Source organism: Cupriavidus sp. NPDC089707, from assembly GCF_044748965.1.
Lineage (GTDB): Bacteria > Pseudomonadota > Gammaproteobacteria > Burkholderiales > Burkholderiaceae > Cupriavidus.
Genome location: NZ_JBIVHB010000026.1, coordinates 66,934 through 89,422, shown reverse-complemented (window position 1 = coordinate 89,422; position 22,489 = coordinate 66,934). Strand labels below are relative to the sequence as shown.

The window sequence follows — 22,489 nt, the reverse complement described above, 5'->3', positions numbered from 1 at the left end:
TTGGACAGGTTGGCCTGGTTGTAGAAGATGCGGCCGAAGTGGTCGCGGTCGGGGAACACGTCGTCCTGGTTGGGCAGGTTGGCGCCGCCGGAATCGACCAGGTAGATGCACGGCAGGTTGTTCTGCTCGGCGATCTCCTGCGCGCGCACGTGCTTCTTGACCGTGATCGGGTAATACGTGCCGCCCTTGACGGTGGCGTCGTTGCAGACGATCACGCATTCCTGCCCGGCCACGCGGCCGATGCCGGTGATGATGCCCGCGCCGGGCGCGGCATCGTCATACATGTCGTAGGCGGCGAGTTGCGACAGCTCCAGGAACGGCGTGCCCGGATCCAGCAGTTGCTGCACGCGGTCGCGCGGCAGCAGCTTGCCGCGCGATAAATGCTTGTTGCGCGCGGCCTCACCGCCGCCTTGCGCCAGCTTGGCGATCTTCGCCTTGAGATCGGCCACCAAGTCCCGCATCGCGTCAGCATTAGCCTTGAACGATTCTGAGCGGGCGTTCAGTTTGGTTTCCAGCGTGGGCATCGTATCGTCTCTTCGTGCTTGGGTCTTGGTGGGGATCCGTCCAGCCTGCGCTGCATGCGGGGATGGCGGCCGGGCTATGTGGCGATGCTCATGGCGCTTCCCCGATCATGTCGCCATCCACATAGAGCCAGCGGGGCGTCTCGCCGGGCGCGTGCGGCTCGTGCACGAAGCGGCTGCGCTCATGCAGCCGCCAGGCACGCCCGCCAACCTTGTAGCGCGCGACGAACTCCACTTCGGCATGGGTGTCGTCCTGCTGCGCATGCGCCTTCACCGACAGCCCGAGCCAGCGCGTGGCGGTGTCTGGCACAAGATCGGCCGGACAGGTAGACGGATGCCACGTCTGGCGCAGCCAGTCGGTGTCGTTCAGCACATAGGCGCTGTAGCGCGAGCGCATCAGCGCCTCGGCGTTGGGCGGCAGCGCCTCGCCGCGATGGAAGCGGCCGCAGCACGCGGCATAGTCGGCGCCACCGCATGGGCACGGCGCCGGACCGGCCTTAGGCAGGCGGCGCGCTGTCATCCCACCAGCTCCGGCAGGTCGCGCATGTCGGTGAAGAGCGTGTGCGCACCGGCTTCGCGCAGCGACGCGGCGTCGTTACGCGCGGCGTAGCCGAACACCGTCATGCCTGCGGCCACGCCCGCGGTGACGCCGGTGGGGCTGTCTTCGACCACGGCGCAGCGCGCCGGCTCGATGCCCATGGTGCGCGCCGCCAGCAGGTACACGTCGGGGGCGGGCTTGCTGCGCGCCACTTCGGTGGCGGAGAAGATGTGCTCGCGCTCATCCTGCTGGAAAAGCTCGACCAGCCCGGTCTTGATCAGCTGCAGCTTGACCTTGACGCGGTCGGCGCCCGACGCCACGCACACCGGCATGCCGGTGGCGGCGATCTTGCCGATGGCGTCGCGCACGTGCGCCACGGCGGCCACTTCGGCCTCGAGCACCGCGTTGCGGCGCGCCAGCCAGGTCGACAGCCAGTTCTCGGGCAGCGGCGCGCCGCGCATGCGTTCGATCATGTCCAGTTCCTCGCGCACGGCGCGGCCGAGGAACAGCCGCGTGGAGTCTTCCAGCGAGATCTCGATGCCGAGCTCGTTCAGCATCTGGTTAAGCACGCGGTTGACGATGGGCTCGCTGTCGACGAGCACGCCGTCGCAGTCGAAGATCACGCAATCGAAGCGGCCGGAATGGCCCTGGGTTACTGCGGTCATGCGGGTTTCTTTTCCTTGTTGTCCAGGCTGGCTACACCAGGTACGGCCCGGAGTTCAGTCTGGCGGCGCGCCTTCAGGTGCGCCTCGACCTGCTCGAAACGGTCGAAGCCCCAGAAGGGCTCGCCGTCGACGATGACGAAGGGCGAGCCGAACACGCCCTTGGCCATCGCCACGTCGATCTCGGCCTTGAGCTGGTCCTTGATCTGGTAGCTGGTGGCGCCGGCATCCATGGCCTGCACGTCGATGCCCAGCGGCTCGGCCAGCTTCATGATCTCGGCGGGCTCGGCGATATTGATGTCGTCGACGAACAGCGCGCGGTACACCGACTTGGCGAAGACCGCGGCGATATCGTCGCCGTGATGGTTCTGCAGCCACAGCATGGCACGGGCGGCATGCGTGGTCGGCAGCGGGAAATGCGTCGGGCGCTTGTACTCGATGCCGTGGAAGCGCGCGGTGCGCTCGAAATCGCGCCAGCTGTAATCGCCCTTGAGCGGCAGTTGCGGCAGCGGCGACGCGCCGGTGGTCTTGAACACGACCCCCAGCAGGATCGGATGCCAGGCGACGATGCGGCCGTACTTCTGCGCCAGTTCGTCGATGCGGGTGCTGGCGAAATAGCCGTAGGGCGAGGAGAAATCGAAATAGAAGTCGATCGCTGCGGTCATGTCGAGGGCCTTGTTCTTGTGTTGGCGGTTCGGTTGGCAAGACAGGAGTCGGGGGCGTGCCGCCTGTTGCCGGGGGCGCCGGCGGCACTTGGCATCATCGTACGCTGTTTAAGCCCTGATTTGGCCTTGATAGGCCATGATCAGGCCAATGCGCGCGCAATCAGGATCTTCTGGATATCGCTGGTGCCCTCGTAGATCTGGCACACGCGCACGTCGCGGTAGATGCGCTCGACCGGGAAGTCGCTGACATAGCCATAGCCGCCGAACACCTGGATTGCGTCGGAGCAGACACGCTCCGCCATCTCGCTGGCAAAGAGCTTGGCCATCGCCGCTTCCTTCAGGCACGGGCGGCCTGCGTCGCGCAGCGCCGCGGCGTGCCACACCATCTGGCGCGCGACGTCGATGCGCGTGGCCATCTCGGCCAGCCGGAACTGCACCGCCTGGTGCTGGAACAGGGGCTGGCCGAAACTCTCGCGTTCTCTTGCATACGCCAGCGCAGCATCGAACGCGGCGCGCGCCATGCCAATGCTTTGCGAGGCGATGCCGATGCGGCCGCCCTCCAGCCCCGACAGCGCCATCTTGTAGCCGCCGCCCTCGTCGCCCAGCAGGTTGGCGGCAGGCACGCGGCAGTCCTCGAACAGGATCTGCGCGGTGTCCGACGAATGCTGGCCGAGCTTGTCTTCCAGCCGCGCCACCACGTAGCCCGGCGTCGACGTCGGCACAATAAACGCGCTGATGCCGCGCTTGCCGGCGGCCTTGTCGGTCACCGCCAGCACGATCGCCACGTCGGCATTCTGGCCGCTGGTGATGAACTGCTTGACGCCGTTGAGCACGTAGTCGTCGCCATCGCGGACGGCGGTGGTGCGCAGCGCCGAGGCATCGGAGCCGACGTGCGGCTCGGTCAGGCAGAACGCGCCAAGCATCTCGCCGCGCGCCAGCGGCACCAGCCACTGCTGCTTCTGCGCTTCGCTGGCAAACGACATCAGCATGCTGCACACCGGGCAGTTGTTGACGCTGATGACGGTGGAAGTGCCGCCGTCGCCGGCCGCGATCTCTTCCAGGATCAGCGCGAGCGACAGGTAGTCCAGGCCCGCGCCGCCGTACTCTTCCGGCACGGCCACGCCATAAGCGCCCAGCGCCGCCAGTTCGCGATGCACGTCCTTGGGGAAGGTCTTGTCGCGGTCCCACTGCGCGGCCTGCGGCGCGATCACCTCCTGCGCGAACTGGCGCACGGCATCGCGAATCATTTCCTGTTCAGGGGTCAGCAGCATGTCGATGGTCGGTTGGTCGTGCGCGCCGCGATCACCAGGGGATCGGCGTGCCGTCGTAGTTGTGGAAGGTGCCGTTGTCGCGCCGCTTGACGCCGGCCAGCACCTGGCGCATGCCCTTGACGCTCTGTTGCACGGTCAGGTCGGCGTCCTGACCGCCCATGTCGGTCTTGACCCAGCCCGGATGCAGCGCAACGCAAGTGGCATGGCGCGCGTCGAGCGAGACCGCGCGCAGCGCGGCGTTGGCGCCGGCCTTGCTGACGCGGTACAGCCAGCTGCCGTTGTGCTCCATGCCGCCGATGCTGCCCATGCGCGAGGACAGCACCGCCAGCACGCCGCCGTGGCCGGACTGGCCGGCTTCGACATAGGGCAGCACCAGCGGCAGCGCCATCATCGGGCCGAGCACGTTGACGTGCATGACCCGATCGAAGTCCTGCGGCGTCACCGGCTGCGCGCCTTCGGTGCGCGGGCCCAGCACGCCGGCGTTGTAGATCGCCACGTCGAGCGCTTCGCCGTCGAGCTTCCAGCCCAGCCCGGCGACCGCGCCGGGGTCCGACAGGTCGGCCTGGTGGGCTTCGGCGCCCAGCGCCTGCAACGCGCCGACGCCTTCCGGCGTGCGTGCCGCCGCGATGATGCGCCAGCCGTCGGCACGGTACTGGCGGACAAACTCAAGGCCGATGCCGCGGGAGGCACCGAGGATCAGGACGGTTGGCAAGGCTGGGCTCCTTTTTCTGGTTTTGCTCCCCTCTCCCATTTATGGGAGAGGGGTTGGGGGAGAGGGCCGGCGCTGGCTCGAAGTGAGCCGTTCGGTCTGCCTGTGCCCGCCCTCTCCCCCGGCCCCTCTCCCGCATGCGGGAGAGGGGAGCAAGCAAGCGGAAGCGGATCGCGTTACAGGATCTCGATCCCCACCGCCGTCGCTTCGCCACCACCGATACACAGGCTCGCCACGCCACGCTTGCCGCCCGTCTTGCGCAGCGCGCCGATCAGCGTGGTCATGATGCGCGCGCCCGAAGCCCCGATCGGATGCCCCAGCGCACACGCGCCGCCGTGGATATTGACCTTGTCGCGCGGGATCTTGAGATCGTGCATCGCCGCCATCGGCACCACGGCAAAGGCCTCGTTGATCTCGAACAGGTCGACGCTGTCGGTGGTCCAGTCCAGCTTGCGGTACAGCTTGGCGATGGCCTCCACCGGCGCGGTGGTGAACCAGCCCGGCGCCTGCGCGTGGGTGGTGTGGCCCAGCATGCGGGCGATCGGCTGCAGGCCCAGTTGCTTCGCCGTGGAAGCGCGCATCATCACCAGCGCCGAGGCACCGTCGTTGATCGACGACGACGACGCGGCGGTGATGGTGCCGTCCTTGGCAAACGCCGGCTTGAGCGACGGGATTTTGTCGAGCTTGATGCGGCGCGGGCCTTCGTCGGTGTCGATGACGGTGTCGCCACCCTTGCCCGATACCGTCACCGGCGCGATCTCCCAGCGGAAGTCGCCGTTCTCGGTGGCCTGCTGCGCGCGGCGCACGCTTTCCATCGCGAACTCGTCCTGCTGCTGGCGCGTGAAGCCGTACTTGGCGGCGCAGTCCTCGCCGAAGGTGCCCATGGCGCGGCCCCCGCCTTTTTCGTCACGACTGTAGGCGTCTTCCAGGCCATCCAGCATCATGTGGTCGTAGATCATGCCGTGGCCGATGCGGTAGCCGCCGCGGCCCTTCGGGATCAGGTACGGCGCGTTGGTCATGCTTTCCATGCCGCCGGCGACGGCGATGTCGAACGAGCCGGCGATCAGGCCGTCATAGACGGTCATGGCCGCGCGCATGCCCGAGCCGCACATCTTGTTGACGGTGGTGCAGCCCACGCCCAGCGGCAGGCCCGCGCCCAGCGCGGCCTGGCGTGCCGGCGCCTGGCCCTGGCCCGCGGGCAGCACGCAGCCGAACACCACTTCTTCTACCTGCTCCGGCTTCAGGCCGGCGCGCTCGACCGCCGCGCGGATGGCGGCCGCGCCGAGCTGCGGCGCGGTCACGCTGGCGAATTCGCCCTGGAACGCAGCCATCGGCGTGCGGGCGGCTGAAACGATGACGATCTCTTCCATGTCGGGTCTCCTGGATCGGTGTATGTGTGCGGAAGTGGTGTCGGATGTGGTGTCCGGTATGCGCGATCAGCGGATCGACGCCTGCGGCGGATTGCCGTACTGGCGGTAGGCCGCGGCCAGCTGCTCGTGCAACTCGTCGTTGCTGCTGGCGGCCATGCCCAGGTCGCGCAGCAGGCCGTCGGACACGCCGTAGATCCAGCCGTGCACGGTGATGGCCTGGCCGCGTGCCCAGGCGTCCTGCAGCACGGTGGTCTGGCAGACGTTGCTGACCTGCTCGATCACGTTGAGCTCGCACAGCCGGGTATGGGCGTCTTCCTCGCGCAGGACGGTGCCGAGGTAGGCTTCGTGCTTGTCGGCCACGTCGCGCACATGGCGCAGCCAGTTGTCGGCCAGGCCGATGCGCTCGCGCTTGAGCGCGACCTTGACGCCGCCGCAGCCGTAGTGGCCCACCACCGTGATATGGCGCACCTTGAGCACTTCCACGGCGAACTGGATCACCGACAGCGCATTCAGGTCGCTGTGCGCGATCACGTTGGCGATATTGCGGTGGACGAACACCTCGCCCGGGGCCAGCCCCAGGATCTGGTTGGCCGGCACGCGCGAATCGGAGCAGCCGATCCACAGGTATTCCGGCGCCTGCTGGTTGGCCAGGCGGGTGAAGAAGGCGGGGTCTTCCGCGTTGACGCGGTCCACCCACTCGCGGTTGTTGCGGAACAGCTGGGCGATGGCGTCATTCATGCGACTCTCCTTGCAGGGTCGGCGGCAGGCAGTTCAGAGGCAGCGCCGTAGCGGTTGATGAATCGCTCGGTAGGGTGATAGGCAAAAAAGTCATGGACATGTCCGGCCAGCAGCCGGTCCTTGTGGCCCTGCCACATGGCAGGGTCGAAAAAATCCGCGTGGTGCCGCAGGAACGCCGCGCGCACGCGCGCATCGCCCAGCAGGAATGTGCGGAACGTCTCGGGAAAAATATCGTGCGGACGCACCGTGTACCAGACCTCGCCCGACATCTCCTCTTCCTCGTTGCGCGGCTGCGGCACGTGGCGGATATTGCAGTCGGTCAGGTACTCGATCTCGTCGTAGTCGTAGAACACCACGCGCCCGTGCCGCGTGACGCCGAAGTTCTTGTACAGCATATCGCCCGGGAAGATGTTGGCGGCCATCAGTTCCTTGACGGCGTTGCCGTATTCCAGCACGCCGTGCTCGACCTGCTCGTCGGAGCCTTCGTGCAGGTAGATGTTCAGCGGCGTCATGCGGCGTTCGATGTAGACGTGGCGCACCACGATTTCCTCGCCGCCCTGCTTGCCGCGCTGGTATTCGATCATCGACGGCGCATGCTGCTCGAACTCGCGCACCAGCGCATCGTCGAAGCGCGACAGCGGGAAGGCCACGTCGGAGTACTCCAGCGTATCGGCCATGCGGCCAACGCGGTCGTGCTGCTTGACCAGCTGGTACTTGGACTTGACCAGCTCGCGCGTGGTTTCCTTGGGCGCCGGGAAAAAATCCTTGATGACCTTGAACACATACGGGTACGACGGCAGCGTGAATACCAGCATCACCAGTCCGCGGATGCCTGGCGCGACGATGAACTTGTCCGACGAATGCTGCAGGTGATGCAGGAAGTCGCGGTAGAACAGGTTCTTGCCCTGCTTCTGCAAACCCAGCGAGGTGTAGATCTCCGCGCGCGGCTTGCGCGGCATGATGTCGCGCAGGAAGGTCACGTAGGCCGACGGGATCTCCATGTCGACCATAAAGTAGGAATGCGTGAACGAGAACAGGACCAGCAGCTGTTCCTTGCGCAGCAGCACGGTGTCGAGCACCAGCTTGCCCGACGGGCCATGGATGATCGGGATCGCCAGCGGGAAAGTGCGGTCGCCGTTCAGGATGCGGCCGATGATGAAGGCCGACTTGTTGCGGAAGAACAGCGACGACAACGTATGGATCTGGAAATTCGGCGCGATGCGGAAGTCGCCGAAATGCTCGCTCACCGCGCGCACCACGTAGCCGATGTCGCGCGCCAGCTCTTCGAACGGGCGCTCCAGCTGGAAGTTGTGCACGATGCGCTCGAAGCACGCGGCCATGCCCTCGCGGCTGCCCGGGTAGTAGGCGCGGAAGGTCGGCCGCGTCGGCGATTCTTCGTTCTCGATGTACTCGGTCGAGATCGCCGGTCGCACGAAGATGAAATCGTTGTTGAAGTACGAGCGGTGCAGGATGCGCGTGCAGACCGAATTGAAGAAGGTCTCGGCCAGCTCGGGCTGGTGGTGATTGGTCAACAGCCCGATGTAGTGCAGCTTGATCTGCTGCCAGATTTCGTCGTCAATGTTCTCGGCGTCGTACTCGTCTTCCAGGATGATGCTCGATTCGCGCACGCGCTCGTTGTAGAAGGCGATGCGGTCGCGCTGGATCTGCTGCAGCCCGTGCCAGTCGCCGGCCTCGAACTTGAGCTTGGCCTGGTGGCTGACCTCGCGGAACAGCCGGTAGTGCTTGTCGAACCCGTCGAGCATCGTTCTCGCCACATCGAAGGCAATCTGCGAGGAGAGCAGTTTGGGGAAGTGGGACATGGGTCGACGGGGGCGACTACGTGACGGTCTTGCGACGGATATTGAGATTGTAAATGGGTTCTGGGGAGCGATCCGGATGCCCGGGGGCGCCGGAGGTGATTCCGGCGCCCCCGGCACATCGTTACATCGTTTCCGCGAACAGTTCGCGGCCGATCAGCATGCGGCGGATCTCCGACGTGCCCGCACCGATCTCGTACAGCTTGGCGTCGCGCCACAGGCGCCCGGCCGGGTATTCGTTGATATAGCCGTTGCCGCCCAGGATCTGCACGGTCTCGCCCCCCATCCAGGTGGCCTTTTCCGCCGTGTACAGGATCACCGCGGCGCAGTCCTTGCGCACCTGGCGCACGTGATCGCTGCCGAGCGCGTCCAGGTTCTTGCCGACCGTGTACAGGTAGCTGCGCGCCGCCTGCAGCGTGGTGTACATGTCCGCCACCTTGCCCTGGATCAGCTGGAATTCGCCGATGCTCTGGCCGAACTGCTTGCGGTCGTGGATGTAGGGCGTGACCACGTCCATGCACGCCTGCATGATGCCGACCGGGCCGCCCGACAGCACCGCGCGCTCGTAGTCCAGCCCGCTCATCAGTACCCTGGCGCCGCTGTTCTCGGCCCCGAGGATGTTCTCGGCCGGCACTTCCACGTCCTCGAACACCAGCTCGCCGGTGTGCGAGCCGCGCATGCCCAGCTTGTCCAGCTTCTGCGCCACCGAGAAGCCCTTCATGCCCTTCTCGACGATAAAGGCGGTCATGCCGCGCGCGCCCAGCTCGGGCTCGGTCTTGGCGTAAACCACCAGCACGTCGCAGTCCGGGCCGTTGGTGATCCACATCTTGGTGCCGTTGAGCACGTAGCGGTCGCCCTGAGGTCCGCCAACCCGCTCGGCGCGCAGCTTCATGCTGACCACGTCCGAGCCGGCGTTAGGCTCGCTCATCGCCAGCGCGCCGATCCATTCGCCCGACACCAGCTTGGGCAGGTACTTCGCCTTTTGCGCGGCGGTGCCGTTGCGGTGGATCTGGTTCACGCACAGGTTGGAATGCGCGCCATACGACAGGCCGACCGACGCAGACGCGCGGCTGATCTCTTCCATCGCGATCATGTGCGCCAGGTAGCCCATGTTGGCGCCACCGTATTCTTCAGCCACCGTGATGCCGAGCACACCGAGGTCGCCCATCTTCTTCCAGGCGTCCATCGGGAACTGGTCGGTGCGGTCGATCTCGCCCGCGCGCGGCGCCAGTTCGGCCTGGGCCCACGTACGCACGGAATCGCGCAGCATCTCGATGTCTTCGCCGAGGTCGAATTTCAGGCCGGGCAGTTCGGTCATGTCGGTCTCCTGTTTGGATTCGGTTTGTATTTGTGCTTCAGACGTGGCCCAGGGTCTTGACCACGCACAGCGTCATCAGCATGGTGGCCACCTGCTTGCGGCGGCCTTGCTGCCCCGCCTGTTCTACGTAGACCTCGCCCTGCGCCACGATCAGCGTGCGCCCGGGCTTCAGCACCCGCCCCACCGCGACCAGGCGTTCGCCTTGCGCGGGGGACAGCAAGTTGATCTTGTATTCGGCGGTCAGGCCCGCCTCGCCTTCGCCCACCATCGACAGTGCGGCATAGCCGCAGGCGCTGTCGGCCAGCGCGCCGACCGCGCCGCCGTGGAAGAAGCCGTGCTGCTGGGTCACGCCATCGGACCACGGCATCGCTATCTCGACCTCGCCGCGCTCCACCCGCTGCAGCGTGGCGCCGAAGCTGGTCATCAGCCCCTGGCGCGAGAAACTGGTGGCGATGGCATCGGCGCGCGCGGCGGACAGCGCTTCGGGTTCGGCGCGCTCAGTTGGCAGGGCACTGGCGTTGGCAGACGTCATGGCAAGGTTCCGGGGTGAAGGCGTTGGAGTATTCTATTTACGTTTACGTAAACGTCAATCAGAATTGGCACCGAAACCGTACCAGGTGCTGTATCAGGCCGATCGTTTCCGGGCCGGCGCATCGCCGCCCTCCGCGGCCACCGGCTTGCCGCCGGTCTGGGCGGCAAGCAGATCCCTGCAGTGACGCTCATGCTGGTCGATCTCTGCAAGCTGCGCCTGCAAATCTTCCATCTGCCGCTCCAGCGTGCTGCGGTGCGCGGCGAGAGCGTGCAGGAAGCGTTCGAGTTGCGGTGCGGTGTCGCGCGGTGACTCGTAAAGATCCAGGATCTCGCGGATCTCGTTGAGAGTGAGCCCTAACCGCTTGCCGCGCAGGGTCAGCTTCAGCCGGGTCCGCTCGCGGCTGTTGTAGACGCGCTTGCGGCCGCCCGGGCCTTCGCGCTCCGGCGACAGCAGGCCCTGGTCTTCGTAGAAGCGGATGGCGCGAGGCGTGACATCGAACTCGCGGGCGAGGTCGGTGATGGTGTAGGTTGCGGAGGCGGGAGATTGCGTGACTGCCATGGGTGCGCCCAGTAAAGTGAACGGTCGTTCGTTGCGAAGTCAAGTTTTCGCTTAAGATGGAGACGAACCGCCGGAGTTAACGTTTACGTTAGCGTCAACTCCGGCGACTGGCAACTGGCGCGAACTGGAGCGAACTGCAGCATTCCGCCCGCGCGCCGGGCAACGAGAAAGCCCGCCTGTCCCCCGCCCGCCACCACCTGACCCGGCGCGGCACAAGGCTTCGAACAAGAGACTCCTCATGAACGCACTCGAACACCAGCTCCAATACCCGTTCGGCGACACCATGCCCGAGCCCGGCACCAAGCAGGAAGTCGCCCCCGGCGTCTACTGGCTGCGCATGCCGCTGCCGTTCGCGCTCGACCATATCAACCTGTGGCTGCTGCGCGACCGCCTGGATGGGCGCGACGGCTGGACCATCATCGACTGCGGCATCACCAACGACACCATCAAGGCGCATTGGGAAACCATCTTCGCCAACGAGCTGGAAGGGCTGCCGGTGGTGCGCGTGCTGGTAACCCACAGCCACCCCGACCACGTCGGCCTGGCGCACTGGCTTTGCAAGCGCTTCGACGTGCGGCTGTGGATGAGCCTGGGCGACTACATGAGCGCACGCGTGATGGGCACCGGCACCGGCGCCGGCTCCAGCGCGGGCGGCGACGCGGCCGCCGCGCACTTCGCGCGGCATGGCCTGACCGATCCCGACAGCCAGGAAAAGCTGCGCGCGCGCAAGACCTACTACCCGTCGCTGGTGCCCGACCTGCCGGCGCAGTACCGCCGCCTGATGGAAGGCGACACAGTGCGGATCGGCACCGATGCGGCCACCTCTGGCTGGCGCGTAATCACCGGCTTCGGCCACTCGCCCGAGCACGTGGCACTGTACAACGAGGCGACCAACGTGCTGGTGTCCGGCGACATGGTGCTGCCGCGCATCTCGACCAATGTCAGCGTGTTCGACATGGAGCCGGAAGGCAATTCGCTGCAGCTCTACCTGGATTCGCTCGGCCGCTACGAGCCGCTGCCGCAGGACGTGCTGATCCTGCCTTCGCACGGCCGTCCGTTCCGCAACCTGCATACCCGCATCATGCAGTTGCGCGAGCACCACGCTGACCGCCTCGCCGAAACGCTGGATGCCTGCCGCGAGAAGCCGTGCTGCGCGCACGATATCGTCAGCGTGATCTTCAAGCGCCAGTTCGACATCCACCAGATGACCTTCGCCATGGGCGAGTCGCTGGCGCACCTGCACTGCCTGTGGCACCGCGGCGAACTGGTGCGGCAGCTGGATGAGGACGGCGTGTACCGTTTCCGGGCGGCCTGAATTGCCGACTGAAGACGCAGGCTAGTTGGCGGCCGCCAGCGCCGCCAGGTACCGCACGCCGTCCACCGCGCGGCTGCCGTACCACGACAGCATCTCGCCGTCGACCAACAGCACCGGCTTGCCGAGCTGGCGCTCGAGCGCGTCGGCATGGTCTTCGGTGAAGCGATAGGGCTCGGTCGACAGCAGCACCAGGTCTAGCTCGCGCACCAGCGCATCGCTCCAGCGGAACGTGGGGTAGCGCTCCCCCTGTGCATTGGGGCGGCTGCAGTCGCCGCCTCCGCAAGCCTGCATGGCATCCTTGCCATCCGGCCACGTCTGCCAGTTGGCCAGCGCCAGCATGCGGCTGATATAGGTGTCGCGCGACACCGTCATCCACGGATCCTGCCAGATCGCGTAGAGCACGCGGCGCGCCGGCCAGGAACGCGCGCGGATGGCGTCCAGCTCGGCCTGCAAGGCTGCGCACAGCGATTCGGCCTCGGCATGGCGGCCAAAAATGCCGCCCAGCAACCGGTACAGCGGCACATTGTCTTCCGGCGCGCACGGATGCGTGACGATCACGTTAGGCACGAAGGCGCGGATCTCGTCGACAGTCTCGCGCCGGTTTTCGTCGATATTGACCACCACATGCGTGGGCGCGAGCTCGCGCAGCCGCGCGACCTTGACGTCCTTGGTGCCACCAACCTTCGCCACCGCGCGCACGGCCGGTTCCGGGTGGATGCAGAAGCCGGTGCGCGCCACCATCTGCGGCGCCAGCCCGAGCGCGAACAGCAGTTCGGTCACCGATGGCACCAGCGAGGCGATGCGCACCTCGCCGCTTGCGGCGGCGTGCTGCTGGCCAATGGCATCGGTCCACATCGTCAGGGCTCCTTGCTTTCTCCACGCCGCGGCTTGCGCGGCGCGCCGGTGGCCAGCATGTCGTACAGCCAGCGCGGCATCACATGCAGCAGCGCCGCCACCACGCCCATCTGCCACGGAATCACGCGGAAGCGCCGGCCGGCAGCGATCACGCGCGCGGCCTTGCGCGCGAATACGTCGGCATCGGTCAGGAACGGCATCCGGTACGGGTTCTTCGCGGTCATCGGCGTGCGGATATAACCCGGCGCGATCGTGACCACGCGGATGCCAAGCGGGCGCTGCTCCAGCCGCAGGCTCTCCAGCAGCTTGATCACCGCCGACTTCGACGCGCTGTAGGCACCGGCACCCGGCAGCCCGCGCACGCCGGCGACGCTGGCAATGCCGACCAGCGTGCCGCGCCGGCCGCCGGGGCCGGGTTCGCGCTGCTGCATCGCGTGCAGAAAAGGCTGGAACGTGGTCAGCACGCCGAACCAGTTGGTGTCCATCACCTGCCGGAACGCATCCAGGTCCTCGCGTTCGCTGGCGACGGTGCCGACCGAGACGCCGGCATTGGCGATCACCACGTCGGGGCAACCGAAATGGCCGAGGAAGTCTTCCGCCGCGCGCGCCATCGCGTCGGCATCGCGCACATCGGCGCCGTAGACGCGCACCGCGCCCGGATTGGGCAGCGTCGCCACGAATTCGCGAAGCGCATCTTCGCGCCGGGCTACCAGACCGAGGATGGCGCCCTGCGACGCGTATTCGCGCGCCAGCGCCTGGCCGAGCCCGCTGGAGGCGCCGGTGAGGAAGACTTTGAGGGGACGCATCGTCGGGGTGCGTGGGGGGAAGTTACGGATACCCTGACAATACCATTGGCGGGCTCCCTCTCCCGCTTGCGGGAGAGGGTTGGGGAGAGGGCCGGCTTGCCTACGAAGTACAACGCGGTGGTATGCCACCGCCTGCCCTCTCCCCCTGCCCCTCTCCCGCAAGCGGGAGAGGGGAGAAAACCGGCGGCTTATGGAAGGCCGCCAGTCACATTTACATCTTCTTCGCCTTCACCTGCTCCACCAGGTAATCCAAGGTCTGGATCGCGCCCTGCTTGTTGCCGGTGATCGACGGCGAGGTCACGTACTTGCCCTGCACCACCACGGTCGGCACGCCGTCGATCTTGTAGGCGTCGGCGATCTTGTTGGCGCGCTGCGCGTTGGTGGTCACGGTGAACGAGTTATACGCGTCCAGGAACGCCTTGCGGTCGACGCCGTTCTTGGCCATGAAGTCGGCGATCTCGTTGCTGTCGAGCAGGCGCTTGCGCTCGACGTGGATGGCGTTGAAGACCTTCATGTTCATGGCGTCGAGCTTGCCGATCGCTTCGAGCGCATAGAAGATCTTGGTGTGCGGCAGCAGGTCATCGCGGAATGCGACCGGCACGCGCTTGAATGCGACGTTGCTGCCCTGCTTCTTGACCCAGGCCTCCAGGTCGGGCTCGAACTCCAAGCAGTGCGGGCAGCCGTACCAGAAGAACTCGGTGACCTCGATCTTGCCCGGCGTGACCGGCTGCGGCGCCTTCAGGACCTGGTATTCCTTGCCCTCGGTGGGCGCGGCCTGGGACGGCGCGGACATCAGCAGGCCGCCCACGGCGGCGAACATGGCGAACAGTGCGGCGAGTTTCTTCATCTTGGTGCAGCCTTGCGGTTGGGTCAATGAGCGTATGACCGCGGCGGCGGCGTCCGGTTCAGCCCGGGCCGGCCGCGGTGGTGACAAGGGTGTTGCGTTGGTTACCGCGTATTTATCGCCGTTTTCGTGGCGCTTTTGTGGCGCTTTCGTGGCAGATACGCCAGCTTACTGCTTGGTGAAGCGGATCACGGACGCCTCGAAGCCCTGTGACTGCAGCCGCTCGCGCGTCTTGTTCATGTCTTCAATGCGATTGTATGGGCCCATGCGCACGCGGTACATCTTGACGCCGTTGACGTCGCGCTCGGTGATCCGGGCCTCGAAGCCCTGCATCGCCAGGTTGGCCTTCTGGCGGTCGGCATCGTCGGCCGAGCGGAACGCGCCCACCTGCAGCAGGTAGCCCACCTTGTTGGCGTCGGCCTGGGCGATCTCGGCGATCGGGTCGGACACCGGCTTCTCGGCCGGCTTGGTGGCGACGGGCTTGTCGGCGGGTTTTTCAACCGGCTTTTCAACGGGCTTCTCCGCCGGGCGGGTCACCGCCACCGGAGGCTGGCCGTTCTGGTGCCCGTTCTGGTGCCCGTTCTGCTGGCCAGGCTGGCTCGGCTGGGTGCTCGGCTTGGGCTCCTGCTCGGGCGCCTGGCCCACCGGCTTGGCCGGCGTCTTGCTCCACAGCGGCTTGTTCGGGTCGCTTGGGCCCTGGTCGGCGCGCTGCGCCGGCGGCGGCAGCTGGCTGGCGACATTGCCCGGCTCGCTCGGCCGCGGCGCGCTCTTCTGCTGGAACGGCGTCGGCGACTTGGTGATGTAGAGGGCGACCACCACGGCGATGGCCAGCCCGACGATCAGCCCGAGCACAAGGCCCAGGAACGTCCCGCCGCGCTGCTGGCTGCGGCGGGCCTTGCGCGCATCGCGCTTGCGTTGCTGTTGCATGAAGTCCTCTTAGGTGATGCCGGGATTATAGGGCCACCGCCGGGCGGCCCTGCGGGCCCCACCGAGCGCCCTGCTGGGCGTCCGAATGAGTGCCCGACTGGACGCCTATCAATTACATGCGGCGTGGCGCCGAGACGCCGATCACCGCCAGGCCGTTGCGCAGCACCTGGCGCGTCGCGGCCAGCAGCGCCAGCCGGGCACGCTTGACCACTTCGTCCTCGACCAGCACGCGGTCGGCATTGTAGAAGGCGTGGAAATCGCCGGCCAGGTCGCGCAGGTAGAAGGCCACCGCATGCGGCGCCAGCTCGGAGGCAGCGGCCGACAGCATATCCGGGAACTCGGCCAGGCGGCGGCCCAGGGCCTGCGCCTGGGCGCCGGCCTCGGGGCCGGTCACGGCCGACAGGTCGGCACCGGCCAGCTCGGCCAGGCGGCTTTCCCAGTCGGCGCCGCCCCACGACTCAAAGATCGAGCAGATGCGGGCGTGGGCGTACTGCACGTAGTACACCGGGTTCTCGTCGTTCTGCTTGAGCGCAAGGTCGACGTCGAACACGAACTCGGTATCGGCCTTGCGCGACAGCAGGAAGAAGCGCACCGCGTCGCGGCCGCGGGTGAAGTGCGCGGGCCAGTCGGCCACGCCCTGCTCCAGGCAGCCGCGGATGGTCTCGCAGGTGTCATCCTGGCCGTTGGACCATTCGATCAGGTCGCGCACCGTGACGTACGAGCCGGCGCGCTTGGAGATCTTGACCTCCTCGCCGTTCTTCATCACGGTGACCATCTTGTGCAGCACGTAGTCGGGGTAGCCCTGCGGGATGCCCATGTCCAGGCCCTGCAGGCCGGCCCGCACGCGCGCGATGGTGCCGTGGTGGTCGCTGCCCTGCACGTTGATGACCTTGGTGAAGCCGCGCTCCCACTTGGTGGTGTGGTAGGCCACGTCCGGCACGAAGTACGTATAGGTGCCGTCGCTCTTCTTCATCACGCGGTCCTTGTCGTCGCCCTCGTCGGTGGTGCGCAGCCACAGCGCGCCCTCGCTCTCGTAGGTCTTGCCCTTGGCGACCAGCGACTGCACCGCGGCTTCCACGCGGCCGTCGCTGTACAGCGACGACTCCAGGTAGTAGCGGTCGAACTTGACGCCGAAGGCCTGCAGGTCGATATCCTGCTCGTTGCGCAGGTAGGTCACGGCGAACTTGCGGATCGAGTCGATATCGTCGACGTTGCCCGACGCGGTCACCGGCTCGCCGTCGGAGGCGCTGACGGTCTTGCCGGCGAGGAAGTCGGCGGCGATGTCGGCGATGTAGTCGCCGTTGTAGGCCGACTCGGGCCAGTTGGCGTCCCCCGGCTTCAGGCCACGCGCGCGCGCCTGCACCGAGAGCGCCAGGGTCTGGATCTGCACGCCGGCGTCGTTGTAGTAGAACTCGCGGTGGACATGGAAGCCCTGCCACGACAGCAGGTTGGCGAGCGCGTCGCCCAGCGCCGCCTGGCGGCCGTGGCCCACGTGCAGCGGGCCGGTCGGGTTGGCCGAGACGAACTCGACCAGCACCTGGCCATGCACGCCGCGCTCGCGCGCGCCGTAGTGGTCGCCTTCGGCCAGCACCGCGCGCAGCACGTCGGCCTTGGCGGCGGCGGTCAGGCGCAGGTTGATGAAGCCGGGACCGGCGATCTCCATGGCCTCGACCAGCCCCTGCGCGCGCGCATCGGCCTGCACCGCGGCGACGATGCGCTGCGCCAGCTCGCGCGGATTGCTCTTGAGCGCGCGCGCGACCTGCATGGCGACGTTGCAGGCGAGGTCGCCGTGGGCGGCCGCCTTGGGCCGCTCGAAAGTGACGGCGGGCAGGGTGGCATCGGCCGGGGCGAGCGCACGCACGGCATCGGTGAACGCGGCGGCGAGATTGGAGGTCTGAACAGGCAGCATGGATGTCGGAAGCCCTGTGGGCAAGTATTCAGGCGCCGCGTAAATGCGGCACCAGCGTGCGGCACCAACGCCCGAAGCGGCATGTGACGGCAAAGGTACGCCGCGCCGCTCAACAGGCATTGAAACAGGCATTGGAATCGGGAACGCGGAATTTTATCAGGTGCTATGCTGACATCATGCGCGAAGGTGGCCCCGGGCCACAATCCATGCGGCTTCCTGCCCCCGGGAACGCCGTTCCCCGCTTGTCCGGAAAAGGAAAACACACCATGCTGATCACCTTCAAATCCCACGCTGCGCAAGACCTGATCATGATGAAGGATCTGGCCGTCACGCTGCTGGGCATCATCGGCAAGCGTCTCGGGGAGCGGGGGGTGATCACCGTCGAAGAACTGCCACGCGCGATCCAGAAGCTGGAAGCGGCGGTGGACGATGCCCGCCGCGACCATCCGGCCAATTCGGCGGTCGAGGAGCCCGGCAAGGCCGACGAGGACGAGGACGAGCCGCTGCACCTTGGGCAGCGCGCCTATCCCTTCCTGGACATGCTGCGCGCCTCGCAGCGGGAAGGGACCAACGTCTTGTGGGGCGTGTAGCCCGAAGGCAAGGCAGCCCCGGGCGCGCCGCCGAACGCGCGGCGCACACAAAAAAAGACGCCCGGCACCGTGTTGGGTAGCCGGGCTTCCGGTCGATGGCGCCGGAAAGGGGGGAATGCTTTCAGGGGCCCCGCCACAGCTGCGGGGCCCGGTGCCACCGGGCCTACTCTTCTTCGTGATGGCGGCCGTTGGCCAGCAGCAGGCCGATCACCGCGCCGATGGCCGCGGCGAGCGCCACAGCCTTCAGCGGCGATTCGACGACCCGCTGGCGCGAATGCTCGACCGCGCCATCCATCCGTTCGCGGGCACGCATCATGCCGTCGGTGGTCTGGTCGCGCAGCCGGTGCGCCATCTCGCTGGCGCGGTCGCGCAGCCGCTGGCCGGCACGCAGGCTCTCGGCCGAGCCTTCCCGCGCCAGCACTTCGATGGTGTGCTCCAGCTGGGCGATCAGCGCCTTGACCTCGCCGGACACCGGCGCGGCGGCCTCGCGCGAATCGCGCGCGGCGTGCTTGATATGGCGGATGGCGCTGTCCGCACTGTCGGACAAGTGGTTCAGTTCCTTCCGGACTTTGGGGTTCTGGGTCAGCATAGGGTCTCCTCAGGTTGCGATCGCCACAGGAGCCGGCGCGCGGCCGGCGCTATCGCCTGCGGACCAGGCCCATCACCGCGGCCACCAGCGCCACGACCAGGAAGATGAAGAACAGGATCTTGGCGATTTCCACGGCGCCGGCAGCAATACCGCCGAAGCCGAAGATCGCCGCGATCAGGGCGATGACGAAAAATACGAGTGCATACTGCAGCATGGCTAGGCTCCCGAAGAAGGCTGACCGGGCCGGCACTGGCCCGGGGCCCAAGTGAAGGCTTGCGCGACAAGGTGCAAGCTCATAGCCTCATCGTAGGAAGCCTGCCGCCGCGCCAGTACCGACAACGAGCCGATTCGGCTGTCAGCCGAGTCCTACAACACGGCAGTACGGGTGCGGCACGCCCATCGCGTCAAGGTTGACCCATGCGGATCGATGTGATTCCATGGGCGCTCCCTGGCGTTGCGCGGGCAAGCGGCGCGCCCCAACCACAGGAAATCTGCCGTCATGTTCAAGCAGTCCTTTCTTCCTCATACGCTGTTGCTCGCGGGTGGCATCGTGCTGACGCTGGCGGTGCTGGTGGCGTCGGAAACGGGCAATACCCGGCTGCGCGAGAGCTACACCGACGTGATCCGCTCGCAGCGAGTGCAGACCGAGCTGGCCGCGCTCAACGGCGAGCTGGTCAATGCCGAGGCCGGCCAGCGTGGCTTCCTGCTGACCGGCAAGGAAAGCTACCTCGAGCCCTACTACAAGGGGCTGCCGCGCATTGCCGAGCTGATGGCGCAGATCCGCGCGGACTACGCCAACGACCCGGAGGGGCTGAAGATGTTCGGCGACACCTCCAAGCTGATCAACAGCAAGCTCAACGAGATGGCGCTGACGCTCGTCTACGGCAAGCGCGACCTGGAAGTGGCGCTGGACCTGGTCCGCACCGACTACGGCAAGCAGACCATGGACAATGCGCGCCGCGGGCTCGACCAGCTGCAGGCGCGCGAGGCCGGTTCGGTCTCGCACCGACTGGAAGGCGCGGAGAACGATGTGCAGCTATCGCGCTATGGCATCGGCCTGCTGACCGCGTTCAACATCATCCTGATGCTCGCGGTCGGCGTGGGCCACGCCAAGCGCCTGTCGATGGCCGACGCAGTGCGCACGCAGCTGGAAGAAGAAGGCGCCAAGCTGGACCGCAAGGTGCGCGCGCGCACGCGCCAGCTTTCGGCGCTGGCGGCCCACCTGCAACGCGTCACCGAAGACGAGAAGACACGGCTGGCGCGCGAGCTGCACGACGAGCTGGGTGCGATCCTGACCGCCATCAAGCTCGACCTGCACTGGGTGCGGCGCCAGATCCAGGAGGCGCATCCGCAAGGCGCCGAGCGCCTCACGCGCGTGATGCTGCACGTCGACCAGGGTATCCAGATCAAGCGCCGCCTGATCGAGGACCTGCGTCCCACCGTGCTGCTCAACCTCGGCCTGCGCGCCGCGGTGTGCCAGCTGGTGGAGGAAGTCGGCGCGCGCAACAGCTGGGAAACCGACGTCAGCGTGCCCGAGGACCTGCCCGCGCTGCGGGACGAAGCCGCGATTGCGCTGTACCGGATCGTGCAGGAATCGCTGACCAACGCCAGCAAATACTCGGAAGCCAGACGCGTCGAGGTCTGCCTGGCGTGCCGCGGCGAACTGCTGACACTGACCGTTCGCGACGACGGCAAGGGCCTGCCGCCCGACTTCGACGCCGGCAGCACCGCCGGCCACCACGGCCTGCTGGGCATGGAGCAGCGCGTCACCGCGCTGGGCGGCAGCATGCAGATCGACTCGTCGGCGCACGCGGGCGTGCGCATCCACATCGAGGTGCCGCTGACGGCATCGGTGCTGGCGCCGGCGGAAGAGCCGGAAGGCGAGGAGCCTGCGCGCGCTTGATGGGTGCTGCTTGATGGGTGCTGCTTGATGGGTGCTGCTTGATGGGTGCTGAGTGGTGTCCTGGACGATCAGGAAGGCGCCGCCGCGTGTTCCTCGATTACGCGGAACACCTGTTCCAGCTCCAGCGACTTGTCGAAGAAATAATCGGCGCCCGCATCGGCGCACTGGTTTCGGTACATCTGCACCTGGGCGTGGTTGGTATAGACGATGCGCACGGTGTCCGTGCCTTTGCGCTGCATTGCGCGCAGCACATTGATGCCGTTGCCCTGGCGCAGCTGCAGGTCGACGATGGCGACGTCGTACTTGCCGGCATCAAGCAGGCGCAGGGCCATGGCTTCGGTGTCGGCCCAGTCCACGTTCTCGATAAACGGGAAATCCTTCAGGTATTCGAGCAGCATGCCTCGCAGGACCGCCGAGTCTTCGATCAGCAGTATGCTCAGCGCCCGGTAGGAAGTGTTGGAAGCCTGCTCCGACATGTTCTGGTGTGCAGGCCCGGTCCGGTGCGATCCGTCGCAGGCCGCAAGGCGGCCCGCGACGTGCCGCTACTCGACCAGGCCGTTCTTGATGGCGTAGTAAGTCAGGTCAGCGTTGGTTTTCATGCCCATTTTCTCCAGGATGCGGGAGCGATAGGTACTGACAGTCTTGACGCTGAGAAACAATTCGTCGGCGATCACCGACACCGACTGCCCGCGCGAGAGCTTGCAGAAGATCTGGAACTCACGCTCGGACAGCATCTGGTGCACCGGCTGCTCGGTCGGCTTGTCGAGCCCGCCGATCAGCAGGTCGGCCACTGTGGCGCTGACATAGCGACGTCCCTGCGCCACCGTGCGGATGGCCTTGACCAGATCGTCGGGGGCGCTTTCCTTGGTCAGGTAGCCTGAAGCACCGGCACGGATCAGGTTGATCGCGTACTGGTCTTCCGGGTAGGTGGACAGGATCAGCACCGGCAGTTCAGGCTTGCGTTGCCGGATCAGCTTGAGGACGTCGATGCCGTTACGGTCGGGCATCGAAATATCCAGCACCAGCACATCGAATTCGGCGTCGCGCAGCCGCGCCATGACTTCGTCGCCGCTGCCGGCTTCGCCAGTCACCTGGATGTCGGGCTCTTCGGAAATGAACTGTCGCAGGCCGGCACGCACAATCTCGTGATCGTCAGCGATCAAGACGCGGATCATGTGAGGCTCCACGGGGTTGAACGGACCGGCACATTGCCCGGTGCAGTCGGGTGCAGGCGGAACCGCTTGCGTTGCTGTCATTGTAGTGCCGGCCGCGCGCGCAGGCTGTCGGTGTCAGGCTGACATGATGCGCGGCGACAACGCGTAAAGCGCACATGGGCGGGGTATGCGGGCCAAGCGTTCGAGGCATGACGTACCAATGCAAAGCGGGACGGCCTGGAGTCCGTCCCGCTTTGCTGCGGCGCGTCAGGCCATCAAGGCCTGCGCGCCTGTGCCGACTGGCGGCGAACTTACTGCACCTTGGCGCCCGCCTCGGCGCCCGCGCCGACACTGGCGTCGGCCTTGGACTTCTTGGCCGACTTGGTGGAGTCCGACTTGGTGGACTGCTTGCCGTGCTTGGCCTTGCTGCCGGCTTCGGCCTTGGCGTCGGCCGACGTGCTGGCGCCCTTGTCGACCGCCGCGCCGGCGGTGGACAGGCCCTTGTCAGCCGCGGCGCCCGCTGCCGACATGCCCTTGTCGGTTGCCGCACCCGCGGTCGACAGGCCCTTCTCGGCGGCGCTGGTGACGCCGGTGGTGGCGCTACCCGCAGTATTCAACGCACCCTGCGTGGCGGCGGAGGGCGACGGCGTGGTCACCGATGCGCCGACGTCGGCCTTCGCGCCGGCGCCCACACCAGTACCTTGTGCCATGGCCAGCGAGGAAGCGGCGGCGATCGACAGAGCAGACAGGGAGAGCAGCAGTTTCTTCATGGACAGACTCCTTTCAGGATGCCCCGCGGCGAAACATTCGTCGCGGTGTTCACGCGCTGGTGTTTGCGTGAATCGAGCCCTCAGTCTAGGGAGCGCACCGGCGCCGGTCTGTGAGGGATTGAAAGGCT

25 protein-coding genes are annotated in these 22,489 nt (G+C 66.7%); 3 read left to right on the top strand and 22 right to left on the bottom strand.

Going from position 1 to position 22,489, the window contains the following annotated elements; genetic code table 11:
• The 12 genes from ACIP1U_RS28150 to ACIP1U_RS28095 all read right to left on the bottom strand — a co-directional run.
• The coding region (locus ACIP1U_RS28150; RefSeq protein ID WP_400322169.1) for a carboxyl transferase domain-containing protein at positions 1-524 on the bottom strand (524 nt) is incomplete at its 3' end.
• Positions 525-612: 88 nt separating this feature from the next.
• Positions 613-1,041, bottom strand: coding sequence for a YchJ family protein (locus ACIP1U_RS28145; RefSeq protein WP_400322167.1), 429 nt, complete (start codon positions 1,039-1,041; stop codon positions 613-615).
• Positions 1,038-1,724: an HAD family hydrolase gene (locus ACIP1U_RS28140; protein ID WP_400322165.1), complete on the bottom strand. Its 687-nt coding sequence runs from the start codon at positions 1,722-1,724 to the stop codon at positions 1,038-1,040. The genes ACIP1U_RS28145 and ACIP1U_RS28140 overlap by 4 nt, the downstream gene beginning before the upstream one ends.
• Complete coding sequence (locus ACIP1U_RS28135; RefSeq protein ID WP_400322164.1) at positions 1,721-2,386, bottom strand: 2-hydroxychromene-2-carboxylate isomerase; 666 nt, start codon at positions 2,384-2,386, stop codon at positions 1,721-1,723. Before ACIP1U_RS28135 ends, ACIP1U_RS28140 begins: the two co-directional genes overlap by 4 nt.
• A 140-nt stretch (positions 2,387-2,526) precedes the next feature.
• Positions 2,527-3,657, bottom strand: a complete 1,131-nt coding sequence (locus ACIP1U_RS28130) for an acyl-CoA dehydrogenase family protein (protein WP_400322162.1) — start codon at positions 3,655-3,657, stop codon at positions 2,527-2,529.
• A gap of 31 nt (positions 3,658-3,688) precedes the next feature.
• Complete coding sequence (locus ACIP1U_RS28125) at positions 3,689-4,369, bottom strand: SDR family oxidoreductase (protein ID WP_400322160.1); 681 nt, start codon at positions 4,367-4,369, stop codon at positions 3,689-3,691.
• Positions 4,370-4,542: 173 nt separating this feature from the next.
• The gene (locus ACIP1U_RS28120) at positions 4,543-5,736 is read right to left on the bottom strand and encodes an acetyl-CoA C-acetyltransferase (RefSeq protein WP_400322158.1); all 1,194 of its coding nucleotides are present in this window, start codon (positions 5,734-5,736) and stop codon (positions 4,543-4,545) included.
• Between the two features lie 66 nt (positions 5,737-5,802).
• Positions 5,803-6,474 (bottom strand): carbonate dehydratase, encoded by a 672-nt coding sequence (gene can, locus ACIP1U_RS28115; protein ID WP_400322156.1) that lies wholly within the window; start codon positions 6,472-6,474, stop codon positions 5,803-5,805.
• Complete coding sequence (gene aceK / locus ACIP1U_RS28110) at positions 6,471-8,294, bottom strand: bifunctional isocitrate dehydrogenase kinase/phosphatase (RefSeq protein ID WP_400322154.1); 1,824 nt, start codon at positions 8,292-8,294, stop codon at positions 6,471-6,473. Before aceK ends, can begins: the two co-directional genes overlap by 4 nt.
• Positions 8,295-8,415: 121 nt before the next feature.
• Positions 8,416-9,609, bottom strand: a complete 1,194-nt coding sequence (locus tag ACIP1U_RS28105; RefSeq protein ID WP_400322152.1) for an isovaleryl-CoA dehydrogenase — start codon at positions 9,607-9,609, stop codon at positions 8,416-8,418.
• Between the two features lie 37 nt (positions 9,610-9,646).
• Entirely contained in the window at positions 9,647-10,141 is a 495-nt protein-coding gene (locus ACIP1U_RS28100) for a PaaI family thioesterase (RefSeq protein ID WP_400322150.1), read from the bottom strand.
• Between the two features lie 93 nt (positions 10,142-10,234).
• Entirely contained in the window at positions 10,235-10,699 is a 465-nt protein-coding gene (locus tag ACIP1U_RS28095; RefSeq protein ID WP_400322148.1) for a MerR family DNA-binding transcriptional regulator, read from the bottom strand.
• Between the two features lie 238 nt (positions 10,700-10,937).
• Between ACIP1U_RS28095 and ACIP1U_RS28090 the strand changes: the two genes are divergently transcribed.
• Complete coding sequence (locus ACIP1U_RS28090; protein WP_400322146.1) at positions 10,938-12,014, top strand: MBL fold metallo-hydrolase; 1,077 nt, start codon at positions 10,938-10,940, stop codon at positions 12,012-12,014.
• Positions 12,015-12,035: 21 nt separating this feature from the next.
• Here the strand turns inward: ACIP1U_RS28090 and ACIP1U_RS28085 are convergent, their stop codons facing one another.
• The 5 genes from ACIP1U_RS28085 to argS all read right to left on the bottom strand — a co-directional run bounded on the left by ACIP1U_RS28085 (position 12,036) and on the right by argS (position 17,355).
• Positions 12,036-12,869, bottom strand: coding sequence for a helical backbone metal receptor (locus ACIP1U_RS28085; protein ID WP_400322144.1), 834 nt, complete (start codon positions 12,867-12,869; stop codon positions 12,036-12,038).
• A gap of 2 nt (positions 12,870-12,871) precedes the next feature.
• The gene (locus ACIP1U_RS28080) at positions 12,872-13,675 is read right to left on the bottom strand and encodes an SDR family oxidoreductase (protein WP_400322143.1); all 804 of its coding nucleotides are present in this window, start codon (positions 13,673-13,675) and stop codon (positions 12,872-12,874) included.
• A 211-nt stretch (positions 13,676-13,886) separates the two neighbouring features.
• Positions 13,887-14,522 carry a thiol:disulfide interchange protein DsbA/DsbL gene (locus tag ACIP1U_RS28075; protein ID WP_400322141.1) on the bottom strand — a complete coding sequence of 212 codons (636 nt, stop codon included), beginning with the start codon at positions 14,520-14,522 and terminating at the stop codon, positions 13,887-13,889.
• Positions 14,523-14,687: 165 nt separating this feature from the next.
• Positions 14,688-15,446, bottom strand: a complete 759-nt coding sequence (locus ACIP1U_RS28070) for an SPOR domain-containing protein (RefSeq protein ID WP_400322140.1) — start codon at positions 15,444-15,446, stop codon at positions 14,688-14,690.
• Between the two features lie 112 nt (positions 15,447-15,558).
• On the bottom strand, positions 15,559-17,355 hold the full coding sequence (gene argS, locus ACIP1U_RS28065; RefSeq protein ID WP_400322138.1) for an arginine--tRNA ligase: 1,797 nt from the start codon (positions 17,353-17,355) through the stop codon (positions 15,559-15,561).
• Between the two features lie 266 nt (positions 17,356-17,621).
• On the opposite strand from argS, the gene ACIP1U_RS28060 reads away from it, so the two are divergent.
• Complete coding sequence (locus tag ACIP1U_RS28060) at positions 17,622-17,945, top strand: DUF1840 domain-containing protein (RefSeq protein ID WP_400322136.1); 324 nt, start codon at positions 17,622-17,624, stop codon at positions 17,943-17,945.
• A gap of 163 nt (positions 17,946-18,108) precedes the next feature.
• Here ACIP1U_RS28060 and ACIP1U_RS28055 read toward each other — a convergent pair whose 3' ends face one another.
• Both ACIP1U_RS28055 and ACIP1U_RS28050 read right to left on the bottom strand, forming a co-directional pair.
• On the bottom strand, positions 18,109-18,534 hold the full coding sequence (locus ACIP1U_RS28055; RefSeq protein ID WP_400322134.1) for a DUF883 family protein: 426 nt from the start codon (positions 18,532-18,534) through the stop codon (positions 18,109-18,111).
• Between the two features lie 49 nt (positions 18,535-18,583).
• Positions 18,584-18,748, bottom strand: coding sequence for a DUF1328 domain-containing protein (locus ACIP1U_RS28050; RefSeq protein ID WP_400322132.1), 165 nt, complete (start codon positions 18,746-18,748; stop codon positions 18,584-18,586).
• A 285-nt stretch (positions 18,749-19,033) separates the two neighbouring features.
• On the opposite strand from ACIP1U_RS28050, the gene ACIP1U_RS28045 reads away from it, so the two are divergent.
• Complete coding sequence (locus ACIP1U_RS28045) at positions 19,034-20,437, top strand: CHASE3 domain-containing protein (RefSeq protein ID WP_400322130.1); 1,404 nt, start codon at positions 19,034-19,036, stop codon at positions 20,435-20,437.
• Positions 20,438-20,505: 68 nt separating this feature from the next.
• On the opposite strand, the gene ACIP1U_RS28040 is transcribed toward ACIP1U_RS28045, so the two are convergent.
• The 3 genes from ACIP1U_RS28040 to ACIP1U_RS28030 all read right to left on the bottom strand — a co-directional run bounded on the left by ACIP1U_RS28040 (position 20,506) and on the right by ACIP1U_RS28030 (position 22,361).
• Positions 20,506-20,913, bottom strand: a complete 408-nt coding sequence (locus tag ACIP1U_RS28040) for a response regulator (RefSeq protein ID WP_400322128.1) — start codon at positions 20,911-20,913, stop codon at positions 20,506-20,508.
• A 66-nt stretch (positions 20,914-20,979) separates the two neighbouring features.
• Positions 20,980-21,612: a response regulator transcription factor gene (locus tag ACIP1U_RS28035; RefSeq protein ID WP_116322374.1), complete on the bottom strand. Its 633-nt coding sequence runs from the start codon at positions 21,610-21,612 to the stop codon at positions 20,980-20,982.
• 290 nt (positions 21,613-21,902) lie between these two features.
• Positions 21,903-22,361, bottom strand: coding sequence for a hypothetical protein (locus ACIP1U_RS28030; RefSeq protein ID WP_400322126.1), 459 nt, complete (start codon positions 22,359-22,361; stop codon positions 21,903-21,905).
• Between the last annotated feature and the right edge of the window lie 128 nt (positions 22,362-22,489).